This window comes from Paenibacillus sp. IITD108, assembly GCF_036541265.1.
In the GTDB taxonomy this organism is placed as follows: Bacteria; Bacillota; Bacilli; order Paenibacillales; family Paenibacillaceae; genus Pristimantibacillus.
This window is the reverse complement of record NZ_JAZHCT010000048.1, coordinates 19,043-40,565: the sequence shown is the minus strand read 5'-3', so window position 1 is coordinate 40,565 and position 21,523 is coordinate 19,043. Positions and strand designations below refer to the sequence as shown.

The window sequence follows — 21,523 nt, the reverse complement described above, 5'->3', positions numbered from 1 at the left end:
TTACATAAATCGTGTTATGTATATCGCAACCTGTTAAGCGACTTGCCCAATACGGAATAAAGTTACATGCGCAGTTCCGCAAACGGGATCCTCATTAACGTTCAATTTTGGAAAGAAGCTTCTAGAAACAAAATCAAAGACTGTTCCTTTTGCCGTATTCACCACGTATTACTTCATACTTGTTACCTCCTTATTTTTATCTCACTGAAACCGGCTATTATAGGCTAATAAAAGTTGCAACAGTCAAGTGGCAAATATAACACTCGAAGGTGTATAATCATGTACATCTATTTACAGTGAAACAATAAGGTGATTTTAACCGTATGGAAGCGATAGATGAATCAGCAGAGCTGGGGGATGGCATGATTTTCACTAAATACGGGGAAATTCAGGGGAATATGCAATTAAGAGTGGCAATGCAATCCTATTTTGAATAAGAGAGGCGTTTCAACCGTTAGGCAATCATCCCTTCTAATTGAAGGGGATGATTGCGCTAAGTGACATTCTCTATTCTGAGATTTTATCAAAAGAAAAGCAGAATCATTAACCTTCGTCCCTAGTTGAGAGCTGCCTGAAAGGTTCTGATCCATAACCGTCTTCTCCAAAGACTTCGACCGGCAAATTGGATTTTGTTCCGCCAAAACATTTCCAAAGTTCCTCGAGCCACAGGAAGCATGTGTCCACAATCACATCATTGACCTCAAATGGCAGATGAAACGGGCTAAATAACGGAACCTCCGGCTCTGCACAGCCATCTTCCCCATAACGGACCTCGAACAGAGATCGATGTGCATCGATTGCTTTATTTAGAACATATAAGTCCGGGCCGTCCAAATGGATCATGATGCTGAATGTACCATCCTGTTCCTGATTCGGGTGGATGCCGATGTGAATGGCGCGTGTTTTTTCCGGTATAGCTTCGTCTAATGCTCGAAGAGTTTTCAGTGCCTGCTCGGAATGCGCCCGGAGAATGGCAAGAAATTCTCTTTGGTAGCTTCCTGCGTTTATTAATCCGTCCAACTTCAGCACTCCTATCTTTTGTTCTTTTTGTTGCCCAATTATATCCATAATAAAGTGGTAAAAGAATAAAAACAAGGGATTAAATAACTGTATTTTTTGTACCTAGAATCGAACTAACCTGCGTCGTTAGTTCAATAAAATAGAGGAGTCACATTGCTGTGTGCTCCTCCGTTATCATACGACAAGTATTAACTAGCCCAAGATTAATTCCGGAACACTCGCCACTTTATTTTGACAAAGAACTATCATTATACCACTTTCTAAGCTGAATAATATGAGCCTGATGATAGCGGTTATGGTCAGCCATATGCCATAACCCCCAGCGAATGGTCGATTGCTTTTCATTTTCATGACCAAAAGTGACAACTCTGTCTAGATCAGCATCTTTTAATTGTGTACAAGTTTCTTTCAACATTTTCAACACACCTTCGTAGTTAGACATCAGTGTGTTCAAAGTCATCCCTTTAACCATCGGAAGCTTATTATTCGCATCTATCATTGGTCCATATTGTTTTTTACAAGAATGAGGAAGTGGTTCTCCCTTTATTCTATAAACCCAGTTTAGATCAACAAACATAATATGTTTAATTAATTGAGCGGTACTATTAAAGTTATTATTTGGACCCTTATAATCTATTTCTTCTTGCGACATGCCATTAGTGATTAATTGTAATCGTTGGCTGTTTTCTTTCACAGTGGAATAGAGTATTCCTACAGTTGGCGACATATTTGAATCACCTTTTAAATCAAAAAGCATTCAAGCTCCTCCTTCCTCACTTTGTATCGGACTCAGATACTCACCTTGCGATAATATACTCCTTATCTTCGTTTCCTGTTATTAAAGCCGTTCTCCATGGTTGATTACAGATGAACTACGCGACGATAATGTAAGTATTCGGCACGTTCCTCCCACTCCAACTCTTCCTCATAGGGGTTACGATAATAAGTAGCAATAGGAAAATAGCCCCATGTGACACCTCTACCACCGCAGATAAGTGTACCACCGTCGCCGCCTTTGCTGCGCACGATTCCTTCAGGCGATATGGTCAGCTTGAAGTTTCAGATAAGATGTGCAAGCAATATCAATGACATAACGCAATAATATAACTCCCTTTAGATTGTCGTAATGGGGTAATCTATACTTATAACAGGAATACTGTCCTCAAAGTTCTATAACAAGCCGTCTTCCAGTTGCTCCAGCACACAGCTCCACCAATAGTTTTCGTCTGCCAGGCTGGCTGCGTCCTTCTCTTCAAATAAAGCTCGCATTCTGGCCAGCTCCGCTTTGCGGTCGAAGGCCGGCCGTTTCGGACGCTGCGGGACGATCTCGCCACGGCGGAAGGCTGCCAGACGTTCGCTCATTTCCTCCGCCGTCCATATCGTCGCTTGATCACCTTGGGAGTGACTTGCTATAAACGTTCGAACGCGTGATAAGAACAACAGAAACAGACGGATATCCGAGTTAACGAATCCTGATTGTCCGGATGCCGGGTGGAAGGAACATAGATGACCCGAGCCTTGAGCCAGCCCCAGAATGGCGCTTTCCGGCTCCCATTCGTATCCGATGGGCAGCAGCTTGCGTTTGCCAGCGTGCAGAAGTCCCATATCCGCGAACGATTGGAAGCGAACGCCCAAGACGGTATCCGCAGGCTCGATAAAAGGAAGCCCTTCCTTAAGCAAATATGCCTCTACCTCCGCAGGCAAATTGACGGATCTGAGGAGATCCGGATCATAGACGACAACTTGTTTCAAAGTTCAATTCCCTCCTCTTATTTCAACTCTATAATTATTATTTTAAATAAGCGCTGCAGCAAGTAATTACAATCATAACCTCCGTTCCTAATTAATAGAATGTTGAACAGGGTCAAAGACATCCACTCCCTTGATCCACATAATGAATACAGGTTATGATGAAACGGTTATTCCCAACTCCTCAACGTAATATCGATATGCTATTTCCGCAATGTGATCATAGTCTTCCCAGAAACTCTTATCGAGCTTATCAAGCCGTTCTGCCTCTTCCTCGGTGAGAAACTTTGGAATATCCCAGAGCTGAGTGAGGCGATTGTCTTCCGATAAATGCTCGATGCAGGCATATCCGGATTGGACGATTTCAAGCGCATGTAACGCCCCGATGGCTTGTAATGCCCGTACCGCGTGGATATATGCCTCTTCCCCCCCATTGCAAAAAAAACTGCACAAATCCACCGTTATACACATCGGCTTCCAGCAGCCATAGTGCGGCAATCTCTTGTTCATGCGTGGCCAAGGTGTTCCAGTCCGAAGCATTCTTTTGCTGTACAAAGGCCGCGGCATAATCGAACCAGATGTCATGGATATCGGACTTACTCAAATTGTACTCCCCCTTAAGATGAGAATTATAGTTTTATGTGCTTCTAACTGTTCTGTGTCTTGACCCCTTCCCATAGGCTAATTAATTGGACTAGCATATAAGGAAATAAATTTATTTTTAAGTCAGTACTATTAACATATACCACCTCGCTCTCAAAAGTAAATAATGCCATTTTCTCAATAACGGAATTTTACGCACCTGTAAAACTGCAAAAAAAGCTTGCATGGAATAAGAAAAAACACGCCTTTCACCAAGATACGTTGTTTTCAGACAGCTACCCTTTGTCGTAATATCATACTTTTCTTGTCATTTTTTTAGATTATCTTTTGGGGATAAATATGTTAACTTAGGCATGTATACGATAAGAAATTTTAATAACCTTGTGAGAGTATTATTCGCTAATAATTCAATTAGTGCCGCAAACGATTACCTATTTATAAAAAAGTGAGGAAGACATATGACTACACCTATTCGCATTGGTATTATTGGGTCCGGTGGCATCGCCCGTGCACACGTTGCCGCATACAAACAACTACCGGATGTTGAAATCGTTGCTGTAGCCGACATTGTTCCCGGCCGAGCCGAGCAATTTATCGCTCAGGAGGAGCTTGCTGGAGCCAAGGCCTTTGCTGATCACCGGCAGCTGCTTGAGCTTGAGCTTCACGGCGTCAGCATCTGTACTCCAAATCTCTCCCATTATCAAACAAGCGTTGATGCTCTAAATGCAGGAAAGCATGTGCTACTGGAAAAACCGATGTCTATCACATTGGATGAAGCTGTGCATATGGTTGAGACTTCGAAAGCTTCTGGTCACATGCTAAGTGTTGGCTTCCAGCCACGTTACGACCCAAACATGAAGCTGATTAATGAAATCATTCAAAGCGGCAAGCTTGGAAAAGTCTATTATGTAGAAACAGGTGGCGGTCGTCGCAGAGGAATGCCTGGCGGCACGTTTATCCGCAAGGAGCTGGCAGGAGCAGGCGCAATGGCTGACATCGGCTGCTATTCGCTGGATATGGCGCTGAATGCGCTTGGGTATCCGCGACCGCTAACCGTTTCGGCTTTTACCTCTAACCATTTTGGAACTAATCCGCTCTACCACGCTGAAGCTGCTCAATTTAATGTGGAGGATTTTGGCGTAGCGATGGTTCGTTTTGAAAATGACCTGGTGCTGCAATTCAAAATTTCATGGGCGATGCATATGGACTCCCTCGGCTCAACGATGTTCCTTGGTACTGATGCCGGTCTTAAAATCAATCCTTTTGGCACCGGCAACTGGTCCGGTGTTTGGGACGGGAAGGTCGGCGATATCACCATGTACCACGACCTGATGGGCGGTCAAACTGCTACTCCTGTCCCTCTGATTCATCATAATTTGAACTTATTCCATGAAAAGGTACGCGATTTCGTTGAAGCTGTCTGTGATGGACGTCCTGCACCGATTCCTGGCGAGCAAATTATGATTCAACAGGCCATTATCGACGGTGTGCTGCGATCAGCAGAGTCCCGCCGCGAGGTAACAATCGATCTGCCTTAACATAAAAGCGCTCCGGTTTGCTACTGCAAGCTGGAGCGCTTTTTGTGCCAAATACTGATACTTTTAAAAGATTGTATAAAACGAGTGACGTGGTTATAAGCTACGTGTTGTCAATTTACGATAGCTTTATCCATAAGTATGCGGTTTTTTAAAATAAAAACTCTATTCATTTCCTTACATCAAACAAACGCTTAAGAACAAAGAGTGCTTCTGTGGCACAATCTAGTGCTTGTTCTAAACTTACATCCTTCATTGTAAATCCCTTTATATCATGACCGCAGTATTTACAATATTGCTGACTAGCTTTGTTCGTTTTCCCACACTTGCAAAACCATTTGTCACCATAGTCTGACCCTAAATCTGGTATGCAATCGGAGCTTGTCAGCACCAGAATGATTTGATCCAACGTTGCTATATCCGACTTTGTATAGGTTCGTTTTCTGCCATCTATCAATTGTAGGGCTGATTTTCGAACGCTTATGTTTTCAGAAGTCAACAACTCTATAACTTTAGAATAATCAAGTAATTTAGCATTCTTAATCAAATGAATAGCCGTTTCTCTCTTATGATCATCAGCAAGCTGCGCATATAGAAATTTTATGCTGGCCTTTGTGTCCAATGCAGAGAAGTAATTTTGCACCTCTTCCATATCAATCGAATTTAGTGCACAATCGAATGCTTTTTCCATAACATCCGCAATCTTATTTTTTATTATAAACTCCCAATTATATTGAAGAGCTAATTCATCCTGTGCCAGATTTATACGATCGATTAATTGTTGTCGTTCTAATTCCAGCTCAAACAATTCTACTGTTACTTCCTGCATATGGGCATTTGTCTCAACAGATAATTCCTTTATATAAGCCGCAGTTCCGGAAGCCGTTACCATAAACATTTGCTTGCCCTTGCCCGATATTTCGTTATGGTCAATTTTCAGTCCCAGTATGACATTAGCGCCGCGTTTCACAGCTTCTACTTCTAATAAAGCAATAACCTCATCATAAATCATTTTCAATTGATTATGGTAGGCTTCCGATCTTCCCCCAAAAACATCACTAAAGCTGGCAGCCCAGTCTGCAAAAAATCCTGCTCCAGTTACGACACGAGTTGAAACCAGCCCTTTATACTGATCAATCCTGTGTCCGTCAATTAAAGAAGTGGTTGTAATTAAAAGATTAGACATATTTTTCTCTCCTGATCGCAAGTATTTAAAAGGTATAGAGCAGCTTTTGTGTATTGACCTAAAATAAATTTCCTTCCGGCAGCCATACAAGCAATTTGCCTACTCCAGCAAAGTCAAAAGTTCTATCATCACTATTATAAATCCATATCTGATTCTCCTCTAATTGGAAAGCCGCCAGTTTTTGATCAGTTGACCAAAAGAATCTTGACTTGGACTTTGTTGTTCGAGAAGTAATTTCCCTTTATTATCAAGCACAATAATATTCGAAAATGGACCCATATAATTATCTACCGGCAATAAAAGTACGATTTTGCTGCCATCCGGTGACGATGACATGCCATAAATCGGTTTGTCAGATACGTATAATTTCTCTCTTAAAGCTTTTTAAATCAGTCTTGTAGACAATTTTATTGCCTAGCATCATATAAGTATAATTAGAATCAAACCGATCTGAATACCATTCATTGTTGCCATAATCGTTCACATACAAATCTCATTATTTTTGGGAAAATCTTTGTTTTTGAATTCCCTTCCATCAACTGTTTTAGCTTTATCCAAATTAAAAACAAAGGAAAACACATTCTCATCAACGAAATAGAATCGTATCTGAACGAAGGTTGGGGACACCCATTACGACTTTAAAACAAAATTATTAAATCAAAGTCTTTAGAACAAAGTTTTATTATTATTTGCTTTTCTTTGACGCCATCCAAAACACCACAATTACGACTGGTATGAATATAAACCAGGGAATATTAATTGTACTCTGGGTTATAAAGGCAATAATTAATAATCCTATGGCTCCAAGAATTAACCAAAGACATCCCCTTCCAAATGTCTCCATGACATTTCCCCTCCCTAAGCTAGTAATACTTATTAATTTATGTGATTAATGATTTTACATTCCTTAAGATTAAGTAAACTTTTATGTACATTACTACGTAGCGATCGGTTGTTCCCCTGGGTCCGTAACCCGACGCTAAAACTGATCGCCCCCTACATATGGAAACCATGTTAAAGCTGGTTGAGACGAACAGTGCTCGCATAACAAGCGATGTTGTGGAACTAAGAGCAGTACTTAAGGGGGACGGCAACGCTGCCGATGATATCATAAAAATAAAAAGCCGCATAATTAGCGGCAGAATTGGATTGATAAATAAAGTCCTAGGCTGCCGCTTTGCTGATTAAACAAACGTTCCCATTAGTGGAACGAAGCTAAGATAGAAAGTGCTTACCTTAAATTCCTTTTATCAATTAAATGCGTTGGAATTATTAAAACTACTTTCCCTATCAACCTTTCTTTATCCACGAAAGGGGTAGTCCACGAATGAGAGTCGAGGCTTTCATTACGATTGTCGCCTAAAAAAAAGTATTTGTTTTCGGGGACAGTAATCGGACCAAATTCATACCGAATTGGCTCGTTTAAGTAAGTTTCTGATACTTTTACACCGTTACGAATTAGTACCCCGTTCTTAATTTCAATCAAATCACCGGGAATTCCAATGAGTCTTTTTACATACCTTTCATTAACTTTCTCAGGTATAGGTGGATAAAATACAACAATATCACCAAACTGATAATCATCCATTATTTTCTCAACAATTAATCTGTCATTAATTTGAATGGTTGGAAGCATCGAACCAGTCGGAACAACCATAGCTTCTGCGACAAATGTTTTAATAGTAAATGACGCAACGATTGCAATTAGAAAGATTATTCCCCATTCTTTAATTTTTTTCATGAATTGAACATTCCTCCCCATTTCAATGAACTGATTATCTTTTATTAACGATTATTAAAAGAAATTGGTTGCAATAACAAGGCGAGCTAGTTACATATGCAACGGGCTTGGGCATCAGTTAATAAAGCAAACTACAGATCGACAGATTCCACCCTAAACTCGATCCATTCAATCCCAGTGACCTTGGTTTTAGTGGTCAATCCACGAAATTCCCACATCCCTTGTTCAGATATGTATGGGCCAGTAACCTCCCATTGATAAGCCATTTTGTGAGAAATAACTAATGCTGCGAAGACAGCATCAGCAATTTCGTCCTTATTAAAAGGTGTACTAAAAACAATATCGAATAAAGAGGTGTCCTTCCAATAACGTTCACACGAAATTAGAGTAGCCTTCACGTCACATAATTCATTGATTTTTGCTAGCAGCTTATGTACTTTTTCCTCGCTGTTCACTTTGAAAAAAGATTGCCAATGAATGTATTTGAGCATATTAAACCTCCGTTCCCCTTTAGTTTAATGCTTCTTGTGATAAAATACTATCCGAAACCGAATGTTTGTAATTGCGATCTAAAGAATAACCACAGGTCCTTTTCACCTAACTGATTTAGACTTTTGTAGAACTCGGGGTAGAATGTCTCTGCCCGTTGGGTCTTGACCCCGTGAGCTAAACTGTTCGCCCTCTACTTGTAGAAACATGTTTGAGGCTGGTTGAGACATCGTTCTCGAATAACAAGCGAAAATTCAAAATAAAACAAAGAGGCTGTCTTCTGACATACGTCAGTCGATAGCCCCTTTACATGCTTTATCACTTAAAAACACTTTTGATCGCTTCCAGATAGCTATAACCGTATCGATCATCCGGCTGCAGATAACTGGTTTCCGTCCATTCATTCCAACTGTTGATGACAATTAACGATTGTTGCCCGGGATGCGCGTCCCATATCATATTATCCGTCAGATGCGCATTGCGAATATCCCATGTGTTCATCACATTATGATTCGCCCACATCAAATAAAATTTTACTCTGTCATTATTGCGCGCCCGCAAATAACCATCATTTAATAAATTTCATGCATCACGATAAATTTGCCATCATATTATTTTCTGACTGCTTCAAATGTAATGATTTGACTCGCATTTGATGGTTGTTCCTTATATTTATAATCAGCTGAACATGTGATGTCAGAAAAACCTATACTTTCTAAAACAAGTTTGAACTCTTCAATACCATACCAACGCATTGCAAATTTTTGCAATTCAGATTCAATCAACTTTCCTTTTCGCCACTTCTCATATTTTATATAGGATACAGTTATTTGGTTTAGCCAATCAATTTCAATTGACTTGCTTTCCATCGTAATCCCATCGCCACTTGGTAGAGAAAGTGTTGAAGTGGATATCGCCCCAGTTTCCCAACCATGAGGTAATACAAGGTCAACAATTAAACGCCCCCCTGAAACAAGATGCTTAAAAAAACATTTTAATGCGGCTAAAGAATCTTCTCGATTTTCAATCAAACAAAAAGAACCAGTAGGAATAATAATCGCCTCATAATTGGACGGCAAAGAAAATTCCTTTAAATTTTCTTCATACAATTTCGGATTATAGCCTCGTTCTTCGCAACGTTCTCGGCAAGAATTTAACATTTCAGGAGAATAATCAATTCCGTCAATTATATATCCTGCCTCAAGAAATGGGATAATAAATCGACCAGACCCAACTGCTGCTTCTAGAACTCGCCCTTTACAAGTTTTTAATCGTTCTAGGTAGTATTCAATATCACCGTCAATTGAATATCCCACTTGTTTGGTAAAATCATAAACCTCCGTACATAATGCACCATAATAACTAAACATTTTATTTCCTCCGATATTATGCGCGGAAAAAAATTCATTGAATTATAAACTTCCGCATCTCAATTTTAATAATTAAAACTTATGATTTCTTTTTAATTGGCACATAAATTTCCATTACTGCATTTTCTAGACCATGACAACGTTCATCGTAAAATTCAAATTCTATTTTTGTTTCATCAAAAACATAATCACTGTCTTGAAACCATTCTTCAAAAATGTATTTCCAAGTTGCCTTTACCATTTCTGATAATGGGTCTGCATCGTATGTTGCAGCTGTTGCAATATTATCAACTGGCGGAGTTGTGAAAACTGCATATTGTGCTGCTGGAACATCAAATGTCATCATATCGGTCGTTACCTTTGAATAATCATCTACAATAACGCCGAACAAATATTTGACATTACTTTCGTCAGATGAAGATACGCAAATCCCAACCTCTCCATGTTTTGGTGGATTCAATTGTTCATACATTTTACTCTCTAAATTTTCACCAGTATAAGTATCCCAATATGCAGCAATATCTTTCATATACCCATTCGAGATATTCGTTTCGATTCCATAACCAGCAACCTTAAAAGCAGATTTTTTAGTAAAGGTAGGATTCATGTTAAATCCTTCAATCTTTATTATATTTTTGCTTGTACTCAAGCTATTGTTTCTAGCAATATATATAGTTGGACTGTATCCAAATTCTTTCCGAAACGCTTTTGAAAATCCACTTGCTGTTTTAAAACCATAATCAAAAGCAATGTCTATGATTTTTCTGTTTGATAGAAGTTCTCCTCTAGCTTGAATTAATCTTTTTTTACGAACGAAATCCATAAGAGGTATTCCCTGCAACAAACTGAACACTCTGCAAAAGTGGAAAATAGAATAACCGACATGCTCTGCAATTTCATTTGCGGTAAGTTCTTTCTTGATGTTCATTTCAATATATTTGATACTACGCTTAATGTCATCAGTATAATTCAATGTACCAACCTACCTTCTTCTGTGTGACGAATTCATTATAACAATTTGTAAAATGAGATGCTGTTCCGTTTTTGCTAAAATACTGTTTACATTTTTAGTTTCTTTAGATAATGATGAATTGCTCTAGTTCGTTCTATTAATAGAAATATCCGCTTTCATATCCAGCCACATTGAATATTACTGTATTCTTCCTCCGCTAACCCGCCCGTTAGCACAACGCGGCTGCCGATCCACACCGGCAGCCGCGTTTTTAGTTATTTTATTAAGCTATAGTACTCGTTCGTAATAAAGGAGAACACGCTATTTATTTATTGTTCCTTCGTTGATTAGCCTTAACGAGGCTGCCGATGATATCAAAAAAACCGCATAATTAGCGGCTTTTAAATGTTACTATGTTCTTTTCACCGGACACCTTATCTGTAGAAAAAAACAGATTACATATAAATCCCATTAATTTAACCTAACATGCGTCATTTATATTACGGTTATTTCTTGTTGTATTCCATCATTTGCATGCAATGTTAAATAGTTTTTTAAAAATCGCTTCGTTCTTTCATTTTGTGGATGATTAAATATTTCTTCTGGTGTGCCTTGTTCCACGATATACCCATCTGCCATAAAAATCACACGATCTGCTACTTCTTTTGCAAACTCCATTTCATGGGTCACAACAATCATTGTTTTGCCTTGTTTCATAACATCCTTTATAACATTCAGTACTTCCTCTACAAGTTCCGGATCTAAAGAAGATGTCGGTTCATCAAATAAAACTACATACGGATTAAGCGCTAGTGCTCTTGCGATACCTACACGCTGCTGTTGGCCGCCTGATAAGGCAACGGGATAGTTAAGCTCTTTACCTTTTAAGCCTACTTCAGCTAATAAATTATACGCTACTTGCTCTGCTTGTTTTTTTGACAATTTTTTCGTTAAACGCAGCGGTTCAGAAACATTCTGTAAGGCGGTTTTATTTTTAAATAAATTATAGTTTTGAAAAACCATTCCTGTCTTGCTGCGTAAATGAACAATATCCGCCTTCGTATACTGCTCTGCATTGACTTTTGCTCCATCAATTTCAATGATCCCTTTTTCCGCTTTTTCTAAATAGTTTAAGCAACGCAAAAATGTTGATTTCCCAGAACCTGATGGGCCAATAATTGCCAACACTTCGCCATCTTTCACTTCCACTTCAATGCCTTTTAAAATAGCCGTATTCCCATAGCTTTTATGGAGGTTTTGAATTTTAATCATGATTTTGTCGCCTCCTTCAAGTATGGACGTTCCATATAGCTTTCAAGCTTTGACTGTAAAAATGCTAATACTACTGTAATTGCCCAATAAATTAATCCAACGGCTAAATACGCCTCTAAAAATTTATAGGTGACAGCAGATTCAAGCTTTGCACGGGCTAACATATCGACTACACCGATTGTAAATGCCAATGAAGTTTCTTTTATCATCATAATATAGTAATTACCTGTAGCTGGAATAGCTACACGAAATACTTGAGGCAAAATAACGGTGCGCAATCCTTGCCACTTTGTCATATTTACTGCCTCGCAAGCTTCAAATTGACCCTTATCTACTGCTAAAAAGGCTGAGCGGAATACTTCAGATAAATAAGCAGCATTTTTAATACTTAATGCGATAATAACTGCCGTTATCGCTTGCATGGAGCTTAAGCTCGGAAATAGTTGTGGTAAACCAAAATAAAAAATAAAAATTTGAATTAATGTTGGTACACCGCGGAAATATGAGATGATGACTAGTAGTAGCTGGTACAAAACGGGCACCTTAGCATTAATAATAACTGCAAAAATTAACCCCACGATGACTGCTAAAACAAATGATAATGTCCCCATATATAAAACAATCGGTAAATATTCTAATATTCTTGGAAAAATATCAACCATATAGCCAATATCGAAGTTCACATTAACCCCTCGTTTCTATCGTTAACATACGTTAAACATGTGGAGGCCGCACAGAGATTCCTCTGAACAGCCTCTCAAATTATTACTATTATTTTTTGTGTGGAATGGTTACATCAATGGCACTCCACTTGTCTGAAAGCTCTTTTAGCTTACCGCTATCTTGCAACTTTTGAATTTCTACGCTAAATGCTTCTAAAAACTCTTTATTTTTATCAGAGCGTACGAATGGGAAGCCATAGTCAAAATTAATTAAATATTCTTCACCGTAAAGTTTTAATGGTAAACCTTCATTGCGAATTCGAGAAGCTGCTGTAATTTTTACATCAATGAATGCATCTAAGCGACCTAACGCTACTTCATTATATGTACCACTTACATCCTGGTATGGTGTAATAATGATTTCCTTACCATTCTCTTCATTCCACTTCTCTAAAAATGTGTGTAAATTGTTGCCTAAAAGTACGCCAACTTTTTTACCTTTTAAATCTTCTATACTATTAATGCTAGTATTGTCTTCGCGAACAACCAATGTTGCACCAGAATATGCATAAGGTGTAGAGAAGTCGTATTTTGCACGACGTTCATCTGTCATCGCAATTAGGTTTGCTACTGTATCAATTTTACCTGTATCTAACATACCGAAAATACCTGAAAACTCTGCAAACTCCCATTTAATTTCGTAGCCTAACGCTTCACCAACTAATTCTAGTACTTCTACGTCATAGCCTTGTGCATTGCCATCCTTATCTATTGAGATGAATGGTGGATATATTCCTGATGAGCCAACAACTAACACGTCTTTTTTCGCCGTAGAATTGCCGGTAGCTTCAGATGACCCAACATCGTCTTTCTTATCACTGCATGCCGCTAAAATAAGTATTAATGTACTCATTACTAATAGAAACGATAATTTTTTAAAGCTGCCCACTTAAACCCCTGCCTTCTCTAATTCTTTTTCAATAACCTCTACTAATTCATCTGCAAAAATCTCACGTGGGTACTGGAACTCCATTTCATTAATGAATACAGTCGGCACCATTTTTACGCCACGTTCAATTGCCTCTGCTGTAATTAATAAGCTGCGATCAATGTTTGAAAATTCTTCTTTTAAATTGTACTTTTCTTCAATATATTTTTTAATTTCATGGCTTGAATATTTATCCCATGTTGCTTGGTTTTTAAATAATTCACTAATGATTTCTAATGTTCTTCCAGGGTCTGAATAATCTAGGTTAGCATTAATCAATGTTCCAGGTAATAACATTTCGCGCGGTTTATCATAATGTTTTACTACTAAGGCAACTTTGCTTTGTGCTAAATATTGCGGAAGCGTGTTGTCTACCAATTCATAAAATGTTGCACAATATGGACAAGCATAATTTAAAAACACTTCAATTTTCACTGGTGCATTTAAATCACCGATTACTAAATAGTCATTTTTAATTACAGCCATCGTTAAACCACCTTTTTGTAATAAGTTTCCGAGTTGTTTAGATTGTACACTATTTCTATCGGAATTGTAAACTATATGTTGGTAAAATATTTCTTGCAGGAAGAACCCCGGTGTAACCCTACTCCTTTGATACTGGCAATACGGCTAAAATGGTTTGTGAGGAAGTAAATATGTGTTATTTCACGAGGAAGAAATCGAAGCCATGACAACTACAAACACATAATTACATGCTTATATAACTATTTACTTATGTATTAAAATGCGTATAATATATTCTGAAAGGTGTGACGTTATGAATAAATACAGGGAGGTAAGATTTTGACTCAGCCTATAGAAAACATCACTGAAATCATGAAGCTGTTAGCAGATAAAACTCGTTTGACTATCCTTGCTCTCTTAAGAGAAAAAGAAATGTGCGTCTGTGACATTGTGAATATTCTTGAAACGACTCAGCCTAATATCAGTCAGCATTTAAGAAAGCTGAAAACGGGCGGATTAGTAAATGAAACAAGAAGAAGTCAGTGGATCTATTATTCGCTTCATATAGAGGATAAGCCGTACTTATCCGGTATTCTAGATGCCCTGCCTTCCATGAAGGAAGAGCTAAGCAAATTAAAACCGGATAGTTGTAATTAAGAGTAGGAGGAATTATGTTAGTCACAGCAACGGTCATTTTTATACTCACATTAATTTTTGTTATATGGCAGCCAAAAGGATTGAATATCGGTTACGCAGCTGTCGGAGGAGCTATTCTTGCCCTTTTGTTTGGCGTTGTAAATTTTCAGGATGTTTGGGACGTAACAGGTATCGTTTGGAATGCGACACTTGCCTTTGTTGCCGTGATACTTATCTCCCTTATATTGGATGAGATCGGATTTTTTGAGTGGGCGGCTTTGCATATGGCGAGATTCGCAAATGGTAATGGTTATCTTATGTTTACCTATGTTGTGTTGCTCGGAGCAGCTGTTGCAGCATTTTTTGCGAATGATGGCGCAGCTTTAATACTAACACCTATTGTTCTTGCTATGGTTCGAGCTTTGAAATTCGATGATCGAATGATTATACCGTTTATTATGGCGAGTGGCTTTATCTCAGATACAGCGTCCCTTCCACTCGTCGTTAGTAATTTAGTTAATATTGTATCTTCTGATTTCTTCGGTATCGGTTTTGCCGAGTATGCAAGTAGAATGATCGTACCCAATTTATTTTCGGTTAGTGCGAGTTTGTTGGTCCTTTTTTTATTTTTCCGTAAAAGCATACCGAAGAAATATGATTTGGAACAACTTAAAAAGCCTCAAGAAGCGATTAAAGATATGCGGATGTTTAAATTGTCGTGGTTTGTGCTATTGATATTGTTTATTGCCTATTTGTTAAGCGAATTTATTCATATTCCGGTATCCATCATAGCTGGAATTGCTGCTATTTCCTTTATTTGGGCAGCAAGAAAAAGTTCTGCTTTTCGTACAGCTACCGTTATTAAAGGTGCTCCGTGGTCTGTTGTCGTCTTTTCGATCGGAATGTATGTCGTAGTGTACGGCTTGCGAAATGTTGGTCTTACAGATGAATTGGGTAAAGTATTTCAATGGGCTGCGGATCAAGGCGTATTTGCGGCTACAATTCTTTCTGGGTTCATAGCAGCAGTCCTCTCTTCTATTATGAACAATATGCCGACTGTAATGATTGACGCACTTGCTATTCAAGGAACGAACACAGCTGGTGTTCTCAGAGAAGCACTTATTTACGCAAACGTAATTGGTTCAGATCTTGGGCCAAAAATCACACCTGTCGGATCACTGGCTACTCTTCTATGGCTGCATGTGTTATCCAAGAAAAATGTGAAGATCACTTGGGGTTATTATTTCAAAGTGGGTATCGTATTGACTGTCCCAGTCCTGCTAATCACATTAATCGGATTATATCTATGGTTAAGCATCATACATTAAATTTAATAGGAGATATGAACGATGCATAAAAAAATGATTTATTTCTTGTGTACAGGTAATTCTTGCCGCAGCCAAATGGCAGATGGTTTTCTAAAGGCTATCGGTGGGGATCTATTTGATGTACAAAGCGCAGGTCTTGAAGCTCATGGTCTTAATCCTAGAGCTATACAAGTTATGAATGAAGTTGGCGTTGACATCAGCAGTCATACGTCTAATATTATCAATCCAGACATTTTGAATCGCGCCGACTATGTCATTACCCTTTGCGGTCACGCAGATGAACATTGCCCGGTCATAACTAATCCAGATGTTGTGAAATGGCATTGGGGATTTGATGACCCTGCAAAAGCTGCGGGCAGTGAAGAAGAAATTATAAAAGAATTCCGAGATGTTCGGGATGCGATAAAATCACGTATTGAGAATTTTGTAAAAAATGGTGAGTAAACACTCTACAACCCGCGGCATTGACAAATAGAGTATCTTACCATAAGCCTAAATTATGGGACGGAATAGATTGTGTACTTTCGGTAGCTTCTACTAGCTTCATTTCAGTATTGAAAATAGCACCAGTACGTTGGGACTCTAGGTTAAACCACTCGTAAATTTAAGAAAAATAAAGTAAAAAAGCTCCTGATAAATAGGAGCTTTTATGTTTAATTGATTTAAATTATAGAGGCATTTCCCCGTTAGATGAATAAATAAGTTATTTTCTTAGTTTAACTGGAAGTCCAGTCATCGCCGATTTATTTGCTGCCATAGTCACCTGATGGGTATGCCATGCATCATCATAGGTGGATAGAATTCCAGAACGATCTCCTGTCCTGATAGCATGTAAGAAGGCTTCATTTTCACGTATATAAGGATTGCTTGATGATTGGTATTTGGTAGTCTTGCTTACTTCCTTATCAATCAGCGCGTCACCTGCAATATCTAATACACCAGCATCTGTATAAATCTGCAGTCCTGCATGATGTCCGCCTTGAATCCCGCAAGTATTACTGATAGTTGCAACTGCACCACTTGCGAGTTTCATCGTTACCGAACCAATATTAGGCACGGTTACATCTTCATCTTGCTCGGCTTTATTCATGTATCCATAAGCTGCATATACTTCGTTCACATCTCCAAGCTAATAACGCATCAAATCAACGATATGGGTCGTTTGTTCAACAAACTGGCCGCCCGATGTGTTCATGTGCCGCCACCAATACACACCTGGCATTGAACCCATCCATTGTCCAAGTGCCATAAGAGGCTTGCGAACAGCAAGGAGGTCCTTCGCTCGGCTTGTGCTGTCCATGTATCGAAAGTGATAGCCAACCGATGTTACGAGCCCCTTCTCGTTAATTGCGTTACGAATCCGGTTTGGCGTATCCTCGTCCACCCCGATCGGCTTCTCTACCAAAAATGGTATACCCCGCTCTACAAGTGCAAGTTCAATCTCACCATGTGCAAATGGAGGTGTACAAACATATACCGCATCCAGCTTACGATCGTCAAGCATCTGCTCAATCGATTCATACCCACGGGCGTCTCGGTATGGGCTCGCCGCTGCCTCCGCTTTTTCAGAACTTGTACCGCAGAACGCGCTAATTTGAACACCCTCCATTGCCGAAAGCTTTTCTGCATGCATTTTTCCGAACCAGCCTGTCCCTGCAATTCCAATTTTAAGCGTCATTGATCAATCCCAACCTTTACATGAATAATGAAATAGACCCATACAAAGTGATAATCTGTTCCTTGATTATAAACTATCGAACCCGTAAGCGTAATTGCTTTTGAAAAGTTCCACTATACTTTATTCTAAACAATGGAGCTCCTCATCCGCAATCACCTGCATGTGGTCACAGCAACCGTCCAGTGTCACAATCATTATCAGGGTTACACGTCCCATATGCAGCCTTCTTATGTCTACATTTTATCATCCAAAAACAGGCTTGGTTTCTCATGATTTGCTAATGTGCACAGTTAGGGTCCACCGAATACAACTTTAGTTTAACGAAGGAGAGTAGATTAAACAAATTATACCAGTTAACTTAATGAAGTTGCCGATCTCAGTGGCAGCCTCATCTAAGTTATTCAATTCAATGAATTATAGTTCACATCCATCTGCTCATATGAATACTCTTCTCTACCACCAATCAGCTATATAAAGTAATTTCCAGATCTCATCTTCAAATTGAAATACAAACAATTGCTTATCTTTTTCTATTTCCTTGTTATAATAGTTCTTCTCTGTATATTCTAGCACAACAGGTTTAGCACCATTAGGAGGTGTAGGATCAGGTTTCACCATGAAGTCTAATTTATCGATACTTAAAAAGATCTTATTAAAATCAAATTCTCCTTTACTCGGATTCATATCTCCTGTAATGAGTGAATTATATGCATTAAAGTTCGTCTCGTAGACGGCTTTTATGATTTTGTTTAATGTCTTGACGATCCCTAATTCATCCCCTTCATACTTGCTTTCATCGATGTACTGGGGCGATAGATTATTTGTCACAGCCGTAGGTGTTTTAGTCTCTTCGGTATTTGTTATTGAAGTCACTATCCTGGTGGGTTCCGGCGAAGTTTCTAGAGGTAACGTTACTAATTTTTCTTTCTCCATCGAACAACTTGCAAGAAGTGCAGCGAAACAAAGCATGTAAATCCTTTTCAGCAATGTCGTTCCACCTCCAAATAATAATAAGTGGTAAGTATTAATCAGGGTTATTGTAAACCAAAGTTTATACAGTTTCTTTCGACCTTTTTGCTTGAATTAGATTGAAATCATATGAACCAACACCAGGTCCTCCGTGCAGATACAAGAAGGTTGGAAGATTGTTATCACCGTGAACCTCATAATAAATCTTCTTATTTTGAATCGTGACATACCCTTTAATGGTGCTCATTCCTCCCACTCTTATTGTATAAGAAAACTTCGTAGTTACGTGGTACAAATGTTTATATGTTGTTCTCCAACGTTTTGCTGATTAAGCTAACGTGTTAGTTAGTTCAATGAAATAATGCTAGTAACATTTTGTCATCCGTTTTTTTCAGGCTTTTCCACGATGAACTCGATCTCCGCTTTCAAGCGAAGTGTTTCGTTTTCTTGGCTCTCCTTGTATATTGGTTCGAAATTAGCAAATCCAAATACCTGGTAATCTCCCCAAGGCAACGTGCCTTTTTGGGATGCCTCCGCCACGCTAATCATGAAATCAATGTAATCCTTTGGATCTTCTGATCCGTAACCGCCTGCTCCCTTAAAAGACTCCCTTAGAGGCTCGCCCTTTTTTAAAAGGGTAACGATAAGAGGCTGATCCATCATGTAGAGGAGATCATATCCTCTTGTTTTCTCTCTCATTGGGAAAGAGAATGGTGAAGCTGCATGGACGATTTTAATTTCTGGCTTATCTCCGACATATTCCAGTTCTGCGTAGACTTCTACTTTCCCGCCTTCGGCGTATACCGATTTCTCAGAAACGAGACGATAAACAAAATCCCCATCAATGACTTCTGCTTTGGAATCAATCCGAGGCTCTTTTTGGACGTTTTGATCGTCAAGCTTTTCACCTCTGGTGCTATCATCCAAACTTAACTTGTTCTCATCACCTTTGTCGTTTGCGCACGCAGTTAAGGTCACTATTACAAATAGGAAAAAAATAAGGAATCGACTTTTCATAGGAGAACCTCTTTTCGTTGGAATACTATATAAACGTTTACATAAAAGGTTATGTTACAAATTATAAGATGACCCAAACTGTCCTGACCGTTAGTTTGATAAAATGAGCAGGCTTCATAGAGCCTGCTCATTAATGTGGTTCATTAACCACGTTGTGAAGGATTTTGGACTACTGATACATAGCTTATTAAACCATAATCAATTTTAGATTCTGTAATTTATTCTAAATATTGTAATATATACATAGTTAATCCGTAAGTGACTTCTTTACTATTCTAATAGGATTTGCTTTTTATAACGAGCGCTTGAATATGTAGAACGGTGTCGATTTTTAGCTTTGTATGCGAAGTTTTAAGCTATGTTCTACTGTTCTACGATAGCTATAACTATAAGACAAACTCCCATGAGCAGGCAGAGCGGCGAAAAGAGAATACCGTCCCACTGTGCAAATAAAGTTTCCCTCTGGCGCTTAAAAAATCCGACCCATCTAAAATCGCCAACTGCACGCATAATAAATAAAGCAGCCAGGCTCCAGCCCCCATACTCATATAACCATCGGGGCCCTATAGGCTCACCATACCCGCCTAATTGAAACACGAATAAACCCATGAAGGCCAGCAGCAGTGCTACGATTCCAGTCCCCCATACTGACGGACGAAATAATGGTTCCTCACCTACGCTTGGGATTGCAGCTCGTGCCCCTCTTTTCCCGCCCGCTGCCCAATATATATGAACACCGCTTAAAACGAAGAAGACACTTCCAACAAACCATACAAGCCAAGTTTCCATCCTCCACCCTCCCTTTACGTTATATCAAATGTTCCCGAATCAAACGTACATGATCAAGCAATTCCTTCTCGGTAGGCTGCTCCAGTTTGTGACGTTCATACCATCCGAGGTAATAGTGGTACAGAAACCAGGCTTTATGCTCAGCAGCTTCCGTGGTCATGCCAAGGTTTAGTAATAGATCGCGAGCAAAACTCATTCTGCCCTGCTCCATGCCATCCAGTACCTCCCGATATTCAGGCTCTTGTGTACATAGCTTTCTCAAATAGAAGAGAAAATCTCCCTTACGGGTTGCGAAGAACATCTGGTGGAGCAACTTGTTCAATTTCTCTTCAGTTGCCACCGGCTCAGACGAGGCGGCCATCACTAGCTGTGTGGATAGGTGGACCCACTGATTCACGATTCGTCGGATAAACGAACTACGATTGGAAAAATACCAGTAAAAACTGCTTTTACTGCAGCTAAGCGCAGAAGCCATACTTTCGATGATCAATGCCTCCGCCCCTCCTTGTGAAAATCGTTCGATCCCCAACATGACCCATTGGTTTTCGGTCACAATAATTTTCGGCAACGTAGTCATCCCTTTCAATACGATATCGTCTAGTTAAGTTGAGTATAAGCATCTTTCCCTTCGGAAGCAATATCTGTACGGTACCGTTTAAAAAATGATCTACTCCCTTAGAGGAGAGTACACTGAATAAAATCACCTATCGGTGACCTCACTTGCCGTCATCGTGTGCAAAGAACAAACGATACGACGTTATTTACGGTGCGGTCATTAATGACCTTTAGAATCAAAAAACAGTCTTTTTGTTGCAAATACGGACACTTATGACCATTAGAAGAACATTCCGTCGAATTCTCTAGTTTTTTGCCCGCTAACGGATATTTCTGTCCGCTAGAAAGAGGAAGTTGACGAAAAATGAGCGCTAACGGTCAACAGTGTCCGCATCATTAGGATCAATTCAAGCTCAACATACTTATCCAAAATTTTAACTGGTGCATAATTTCCTAAACCAATAAAAAACAGCTATTTTCGAAATCCCTGTTAAAAAAGACGCATCCAGCTCCTGTCAA

At 39.2% G+C, this 21,523-nt stretch carries 27 protein-coding genes and 1 pseudogene; 5 read left to right on the top strand and 23 right to left on the bottom strand.

Annotated features, from left to right (window positions below; all coding sequences use genetic code 11):
- From V1L65_RS26415 to V1L65_RS26390, 6 genes and pseudogenes are all read right to left on the bottom strand, one after another.
- A pseudogene (locus V1L65_RS26415) lies at positions 1-138 on the bottom strand (PhzF family phenazine biosynthesis protein); the annotation flags it as partial.
- 405 nt (positions 139-543) lie between these two features.
- Positions 544-1,020, bottom strand: a complete 477-nt coding sequence (locus V1L65_RS26410; protein WP_331702294.1) for a DUF6389 family protein — start codon at positions 1,018-1,020, stop codon at positions 544-546.
- 226 nt (positions 1,021-1,246) lie between these two features.
- The gene (locus V1L65_RS26405) at positions 1,247-1,777 is read right to left on the bottom strand and encodes a DinB family protein (RefSeq protein WP_331702293.1); all 531 of its coding nucleotides are present in this window, start codon (positions 1,775-1,777) and stop codon (positions 1,247-1,249) included.
- A gap of 413 nt (positions 1,778-2,190) precedes the next feature.
- The gene (locus tag V1L65_RS26400; protein ID WP_331702292.1) at positions 2,191-2,772 is read right to left on the bottom strand and encodes an SUKH-4 family immunity protein; all 582 of its coding nucleotides are present in this window, start codon (positions 2,770-2,772) and stop codon (positions 2,191-2,193) included.
- Positions 2,773-2,925: 153 nt separating this feature from the next.
- Positions 2,926-3,240: a DMP19 family protein gene (locus V1L65_RS26395; protein ID WP_331702291.1), complete on the bottom strand. Its 315-nt coding sequence runs from the start codon at positions 3,238-3,240 to the stop codon at positions 2,926-2,928.
- Entirely contained in the window at positions 3,134-3,373 is a 240-nt protein-coding gene (locus V1L65_RS26390) for a DMP19 family protein (protein WP_331702290.1), read from the bottom strand. Before V1L65_RS26390 ends, V1L65_RS26395 begins: the two co-directional genes overlap by 107 nt.
- A 457-nt stretch (positions 3,374-3,830) precedes the next feature.
- On the opposite strand from V1L65_RS26390, the gene V1L65_RS26385 reads away from it, so the two are divergent.
- The gene (locus V1L65_RS26385; protein WP_331702288.1) at positions 3,831-4,910 is read left to right on the top strand and encodes a Gfo/Idh/MocA family protein; all 1,080 of its coding nucleotides are present in this window, start codon (positions 3,831-3,833) and stop codon (positions 4,908-4,910) included.
- 166 nt (positions 4,911-5,076) lie between these two features.
- Here the strand turns inward: V1L65_RS26385 and V1L65_RS26380 are convergent, their stop codons facing one another.
- The gene (locus tag V1L65_RS26380; RefSeq protein WP_331702287.1) at positions 5,077-6,093 is read right to left on the bottom strand and encodes a heavy metal-binding domain-containing protein; all 1,017 of its coding nucleotides are present in this window, start codon (positions 6,091-6,093) and stop codon (positions 5,077-5,079) included.
- 159 nt (positions 6,094-6,252) lie between these two features.
- A complete protein-coding gene (locus V1L65_RS26375; protein ID WP_331702286.1) occupies positions 6,253-6,429 on the bottom strand; it encodes a hypothetical protein in 177 nt (58 codons plus the stop codon).
- A 666-nt stretch (positions 6,430-7,095) separates the two neighbouring features.
- On the opposite strand from V1L65_RS26375, the gene V1L65_RS26370 reads away from it, so the two are divergent.
- Positions 7,096-7,281: a hypothetical protein gene (locus tag V1L65_RS26370; RefSeq protein ID WP_331702285.1), complete on the top strand. Its 186-nt coding sequence runs from the start codon at positions 7,096-7,098 to the stop codon at positions 7,279-7,281.
- 43 nt (positions 7,282-7,324) lie between these two features.
- Here V1L65_RS26370 and lepB read toward each other — a convergent pair whose 3' ends face one another.
- The 9 genes from lepB to V1L65_RS26325 all read right to left on the bottom strand — a co-directional run bounded on the left by lepB (position 7,325) and on the right by V1L65_RS26325 (position 14,053).
- Complete coding sequence (gene lepB, locus V1L65_RS26365; protein ID WP_331702284.1) at positions 7,325-7,834, bottom strand: signal peptidase I; 510 nt, start codon at positions 7,832-7,834, stop codon at positions 7,325-7,327.
- A 131-nt stretch (positions 7,835-7,965) separates the two neighbouring features.
- On the bottom strand, positions 7,966-8,325 hold the full coding sequence (locus V1L65_RS26360; RefSeq protein WP_331702283.1) for a hypothetical protein: 360 nt from the start codon (positions 8,323-8,325) through the stop codon (positions 7,966-7,968).
- Positions 8,326-8,641: 316 nt separating this feature from the next.
- On the bottom strand, positions 8,642-8,845 hold the full coding sequence (locus V1L65_RS26355) for a glycoside hydrolase family 99-like domain-containing protein (protein WP_331702282.1): 204 nt from the start codon (positions 8,843-8,845) through the stop codon (positions 8,642-8,644).
- 89 nt (positions 8,846-8,934) lie between these two features.
- The gene (locus V1L65_RS26350) at positions 8,935-9,693 is read right to left on the bottom strand and encodes a class I SAM-dependent methyltransferase (protein WP_331702281.1); all 759 of its coding nucleotides are present in this window, start codon (positions 9,691-9,693) and stop codon (positions 8,935-8,937) included.
- 79 nt (positions 9,694-9,772) lie between these two features.
- On the bottom strand, positions 9,773-10,621 hold the full coding sequence (locus V1L65_RS26345) for an AraC family transcriptional regulator (protein WP_331702280.1): 849 nt from the start codon (positions 10,619-10,621) through the stop codon (positions 9,773-9,775).
- 519 nt (positions 10,622-11,140) lie between these two features.
- Positions 11,141-11,917, bottom strand: a complete 777-nt coding sequence (locus V1L65_RS26340; RefSeq protein WP_331702279.1) for an amino acid ABC transporter ATP-binding protein — start codon at positions 11,915-11,917, stop codon at positions 11,141-11,143.
- On the bottom strand, positions 11,914-12,579 hold the full coding sequence (locus tag V1L65_RS26335) for an amino acid ABC transporter permease (protein ID WP_331702299.1): 666 nt from the start codon (positions 12,577-12,579) through the stop codon (positions 11,914-11,916). The genes V1L65_RS26340 and V1L65_RS26335 overlap by 4 nt, the downstream gene beginning before the upstream one ends.
- A gap of 109 nt (positions 12,580-12,688) precedes the next feature.
- A complete protein-coding gene (locus V1L65_RS26330; RefSeq protein WP_331702278.1) occupies positions 12,689-13,492 on the bottom strand; it encodes a transporter substrate-binding domain-containing protein in 804 nt (267 codons plus the stop codon).
- A gap of 36 nt (positions 13,493-13,528) precedes the next feature.
- Positions 13,529-14,053, bottom strand: coding sequence for a thioredoxin domain-containing protein (locus V1L65_RS26325; RefSeq protein ID WP_331702277.1), 525 nt, complete (start codon positions 14,051-14,053; stop codon positions 13,529-13,531).
- Between the two features lie 351 nt (positions 14,054-14,404).
- Between V1L65_RS26325 and V1L65_RS26320 the strand changes: the two genes are divergently transcribed.
- From V1L65_RS26320 to arsC, 3 genes are read left to right on the top strand one after another with little or no spacing between them, the layout of a single operon-like run.
- The gene (locus tag V1L65_RS26320) at positions 14,405-14,689 is read left to right on the top strand and encodes an ArsR/SmtB family transcription factor (RefSeq protein WP_331702298.1); all 285 of its coding nucleotides are present in this window, start codon (positions 14,405-14,407) and stop codon (positions 14,687-14,689) included.
- Positions 14,690-14,703: 14 nt separating this feature from the next.
- Positions 14,704-15,996, top strand: a complete 1,293-nt coding sequence (locus V1L65_RS26315; protein WP_331702276.1) for an arsenic transporter — start codon at positions 14,704-14,706, stop codon at positions 15,994-15,996.
- A gap of 21 nt (positions 15,997-16,017) precedes the next feature.
- On the top strand, positions 16,018-16,440 hold the full coding sequence (gene arsC / locus V1L65_RS26310) for an arsenate reductase (thioredoxin) (RefSeq protein ID WP_331702275.1): 423 nt from the start codon (positions 16,018-16,020) through the stop codon (positions 16,438-16,440).
- Between the two features lie 259 nt (positions 16,441-16,699).
- On the opposite strand, the gene V1L65_RS26305 is transcribed toward arsC, so the two are convergent.
- The 6 genes from V1L65_RS26305 to V1L65_RS26280 all read right to left on the bottom strand — a co-directional run bounded on the left by V1L65_RS26305 (position 16,700) and on the right by V1L65_RS26280 (position 21,017).
- On the bottom strand, positions 16,700-17,116 hold the full coding sequence (locus V1L65_RS26305) for a hypothetical protein (RefSeq protein ID WP_331702274.1): 417 nt from the start codon (positions 17,114-17,116) through the stop codon (positions 16,700-16,702).
- A gap of 9 nt (positions 17,117-17,125) precedes the next feature.
- The gene (locus V1L65_RS26300; protein WP_331702273.1) at positions 17,126-17,674 is read right to left on the bottom strand and encodes a Gfo/Idh/MocA family protein; all 549 of its coding nucleotides are present in this window, start codon (positions 17,672-17,674) and stop codon (positions 17,126-17,128) included.
- Positions 17,675-18,127: 453 nt separating this feature from the next.
- Complete coding sequence (locus V1L65_RS26295; RefSeq protein WP_331702272.1) at positions 18,128-18,607, bottom strand: hypothetical protein; 480 nt, start codon at positions 18,605-18,607, stop codon at positions 18,128-18,130.
- Between the two features lie 414 nt (positions 18,608-19,021).
- Complete coding sequence (locus tag V1L65_RS26290; RefSeq protein WP_331702271.1) at positions 19,022-19,660, bottom strand: hypothetical protein; 639 nt, start codon at positions 19,658-19,660, stop codon at positions 19,022-19,024.
- 363 nt (positions 19,661-20,023) lie between these two features.
- Positions 20,024-20,449 carry a DUF3995 domain-containing protein gene (locus V1L65_RS26285; protein ID WP_331702270.1) on the bottom strand — a complete coding sequence of 142 codons (426 nt, stop codon included), beginning with the start codon at positions 20,447-20,449 and terminating at the stop codon, positions 20,024-20,026.
- Between the two features lie 19 nt (positions 20,450-20,468).
- Positions 20,469-21,017 carry a TetR/AcrR family transcriptional regulator gene (locus V1L65_RS26280; RefSeq protein WP_331702269.1) on the bottom strand — a complete coding sequence of 183 codons (549 nt, stop codon included), beginning with the start codon at positions 21,015-21,017 and terminating at the stop codon, positions 20,469-20,471.
- Between the last annotated feature and the right edge of the window lie 506 nt (positions 21,018-21,523).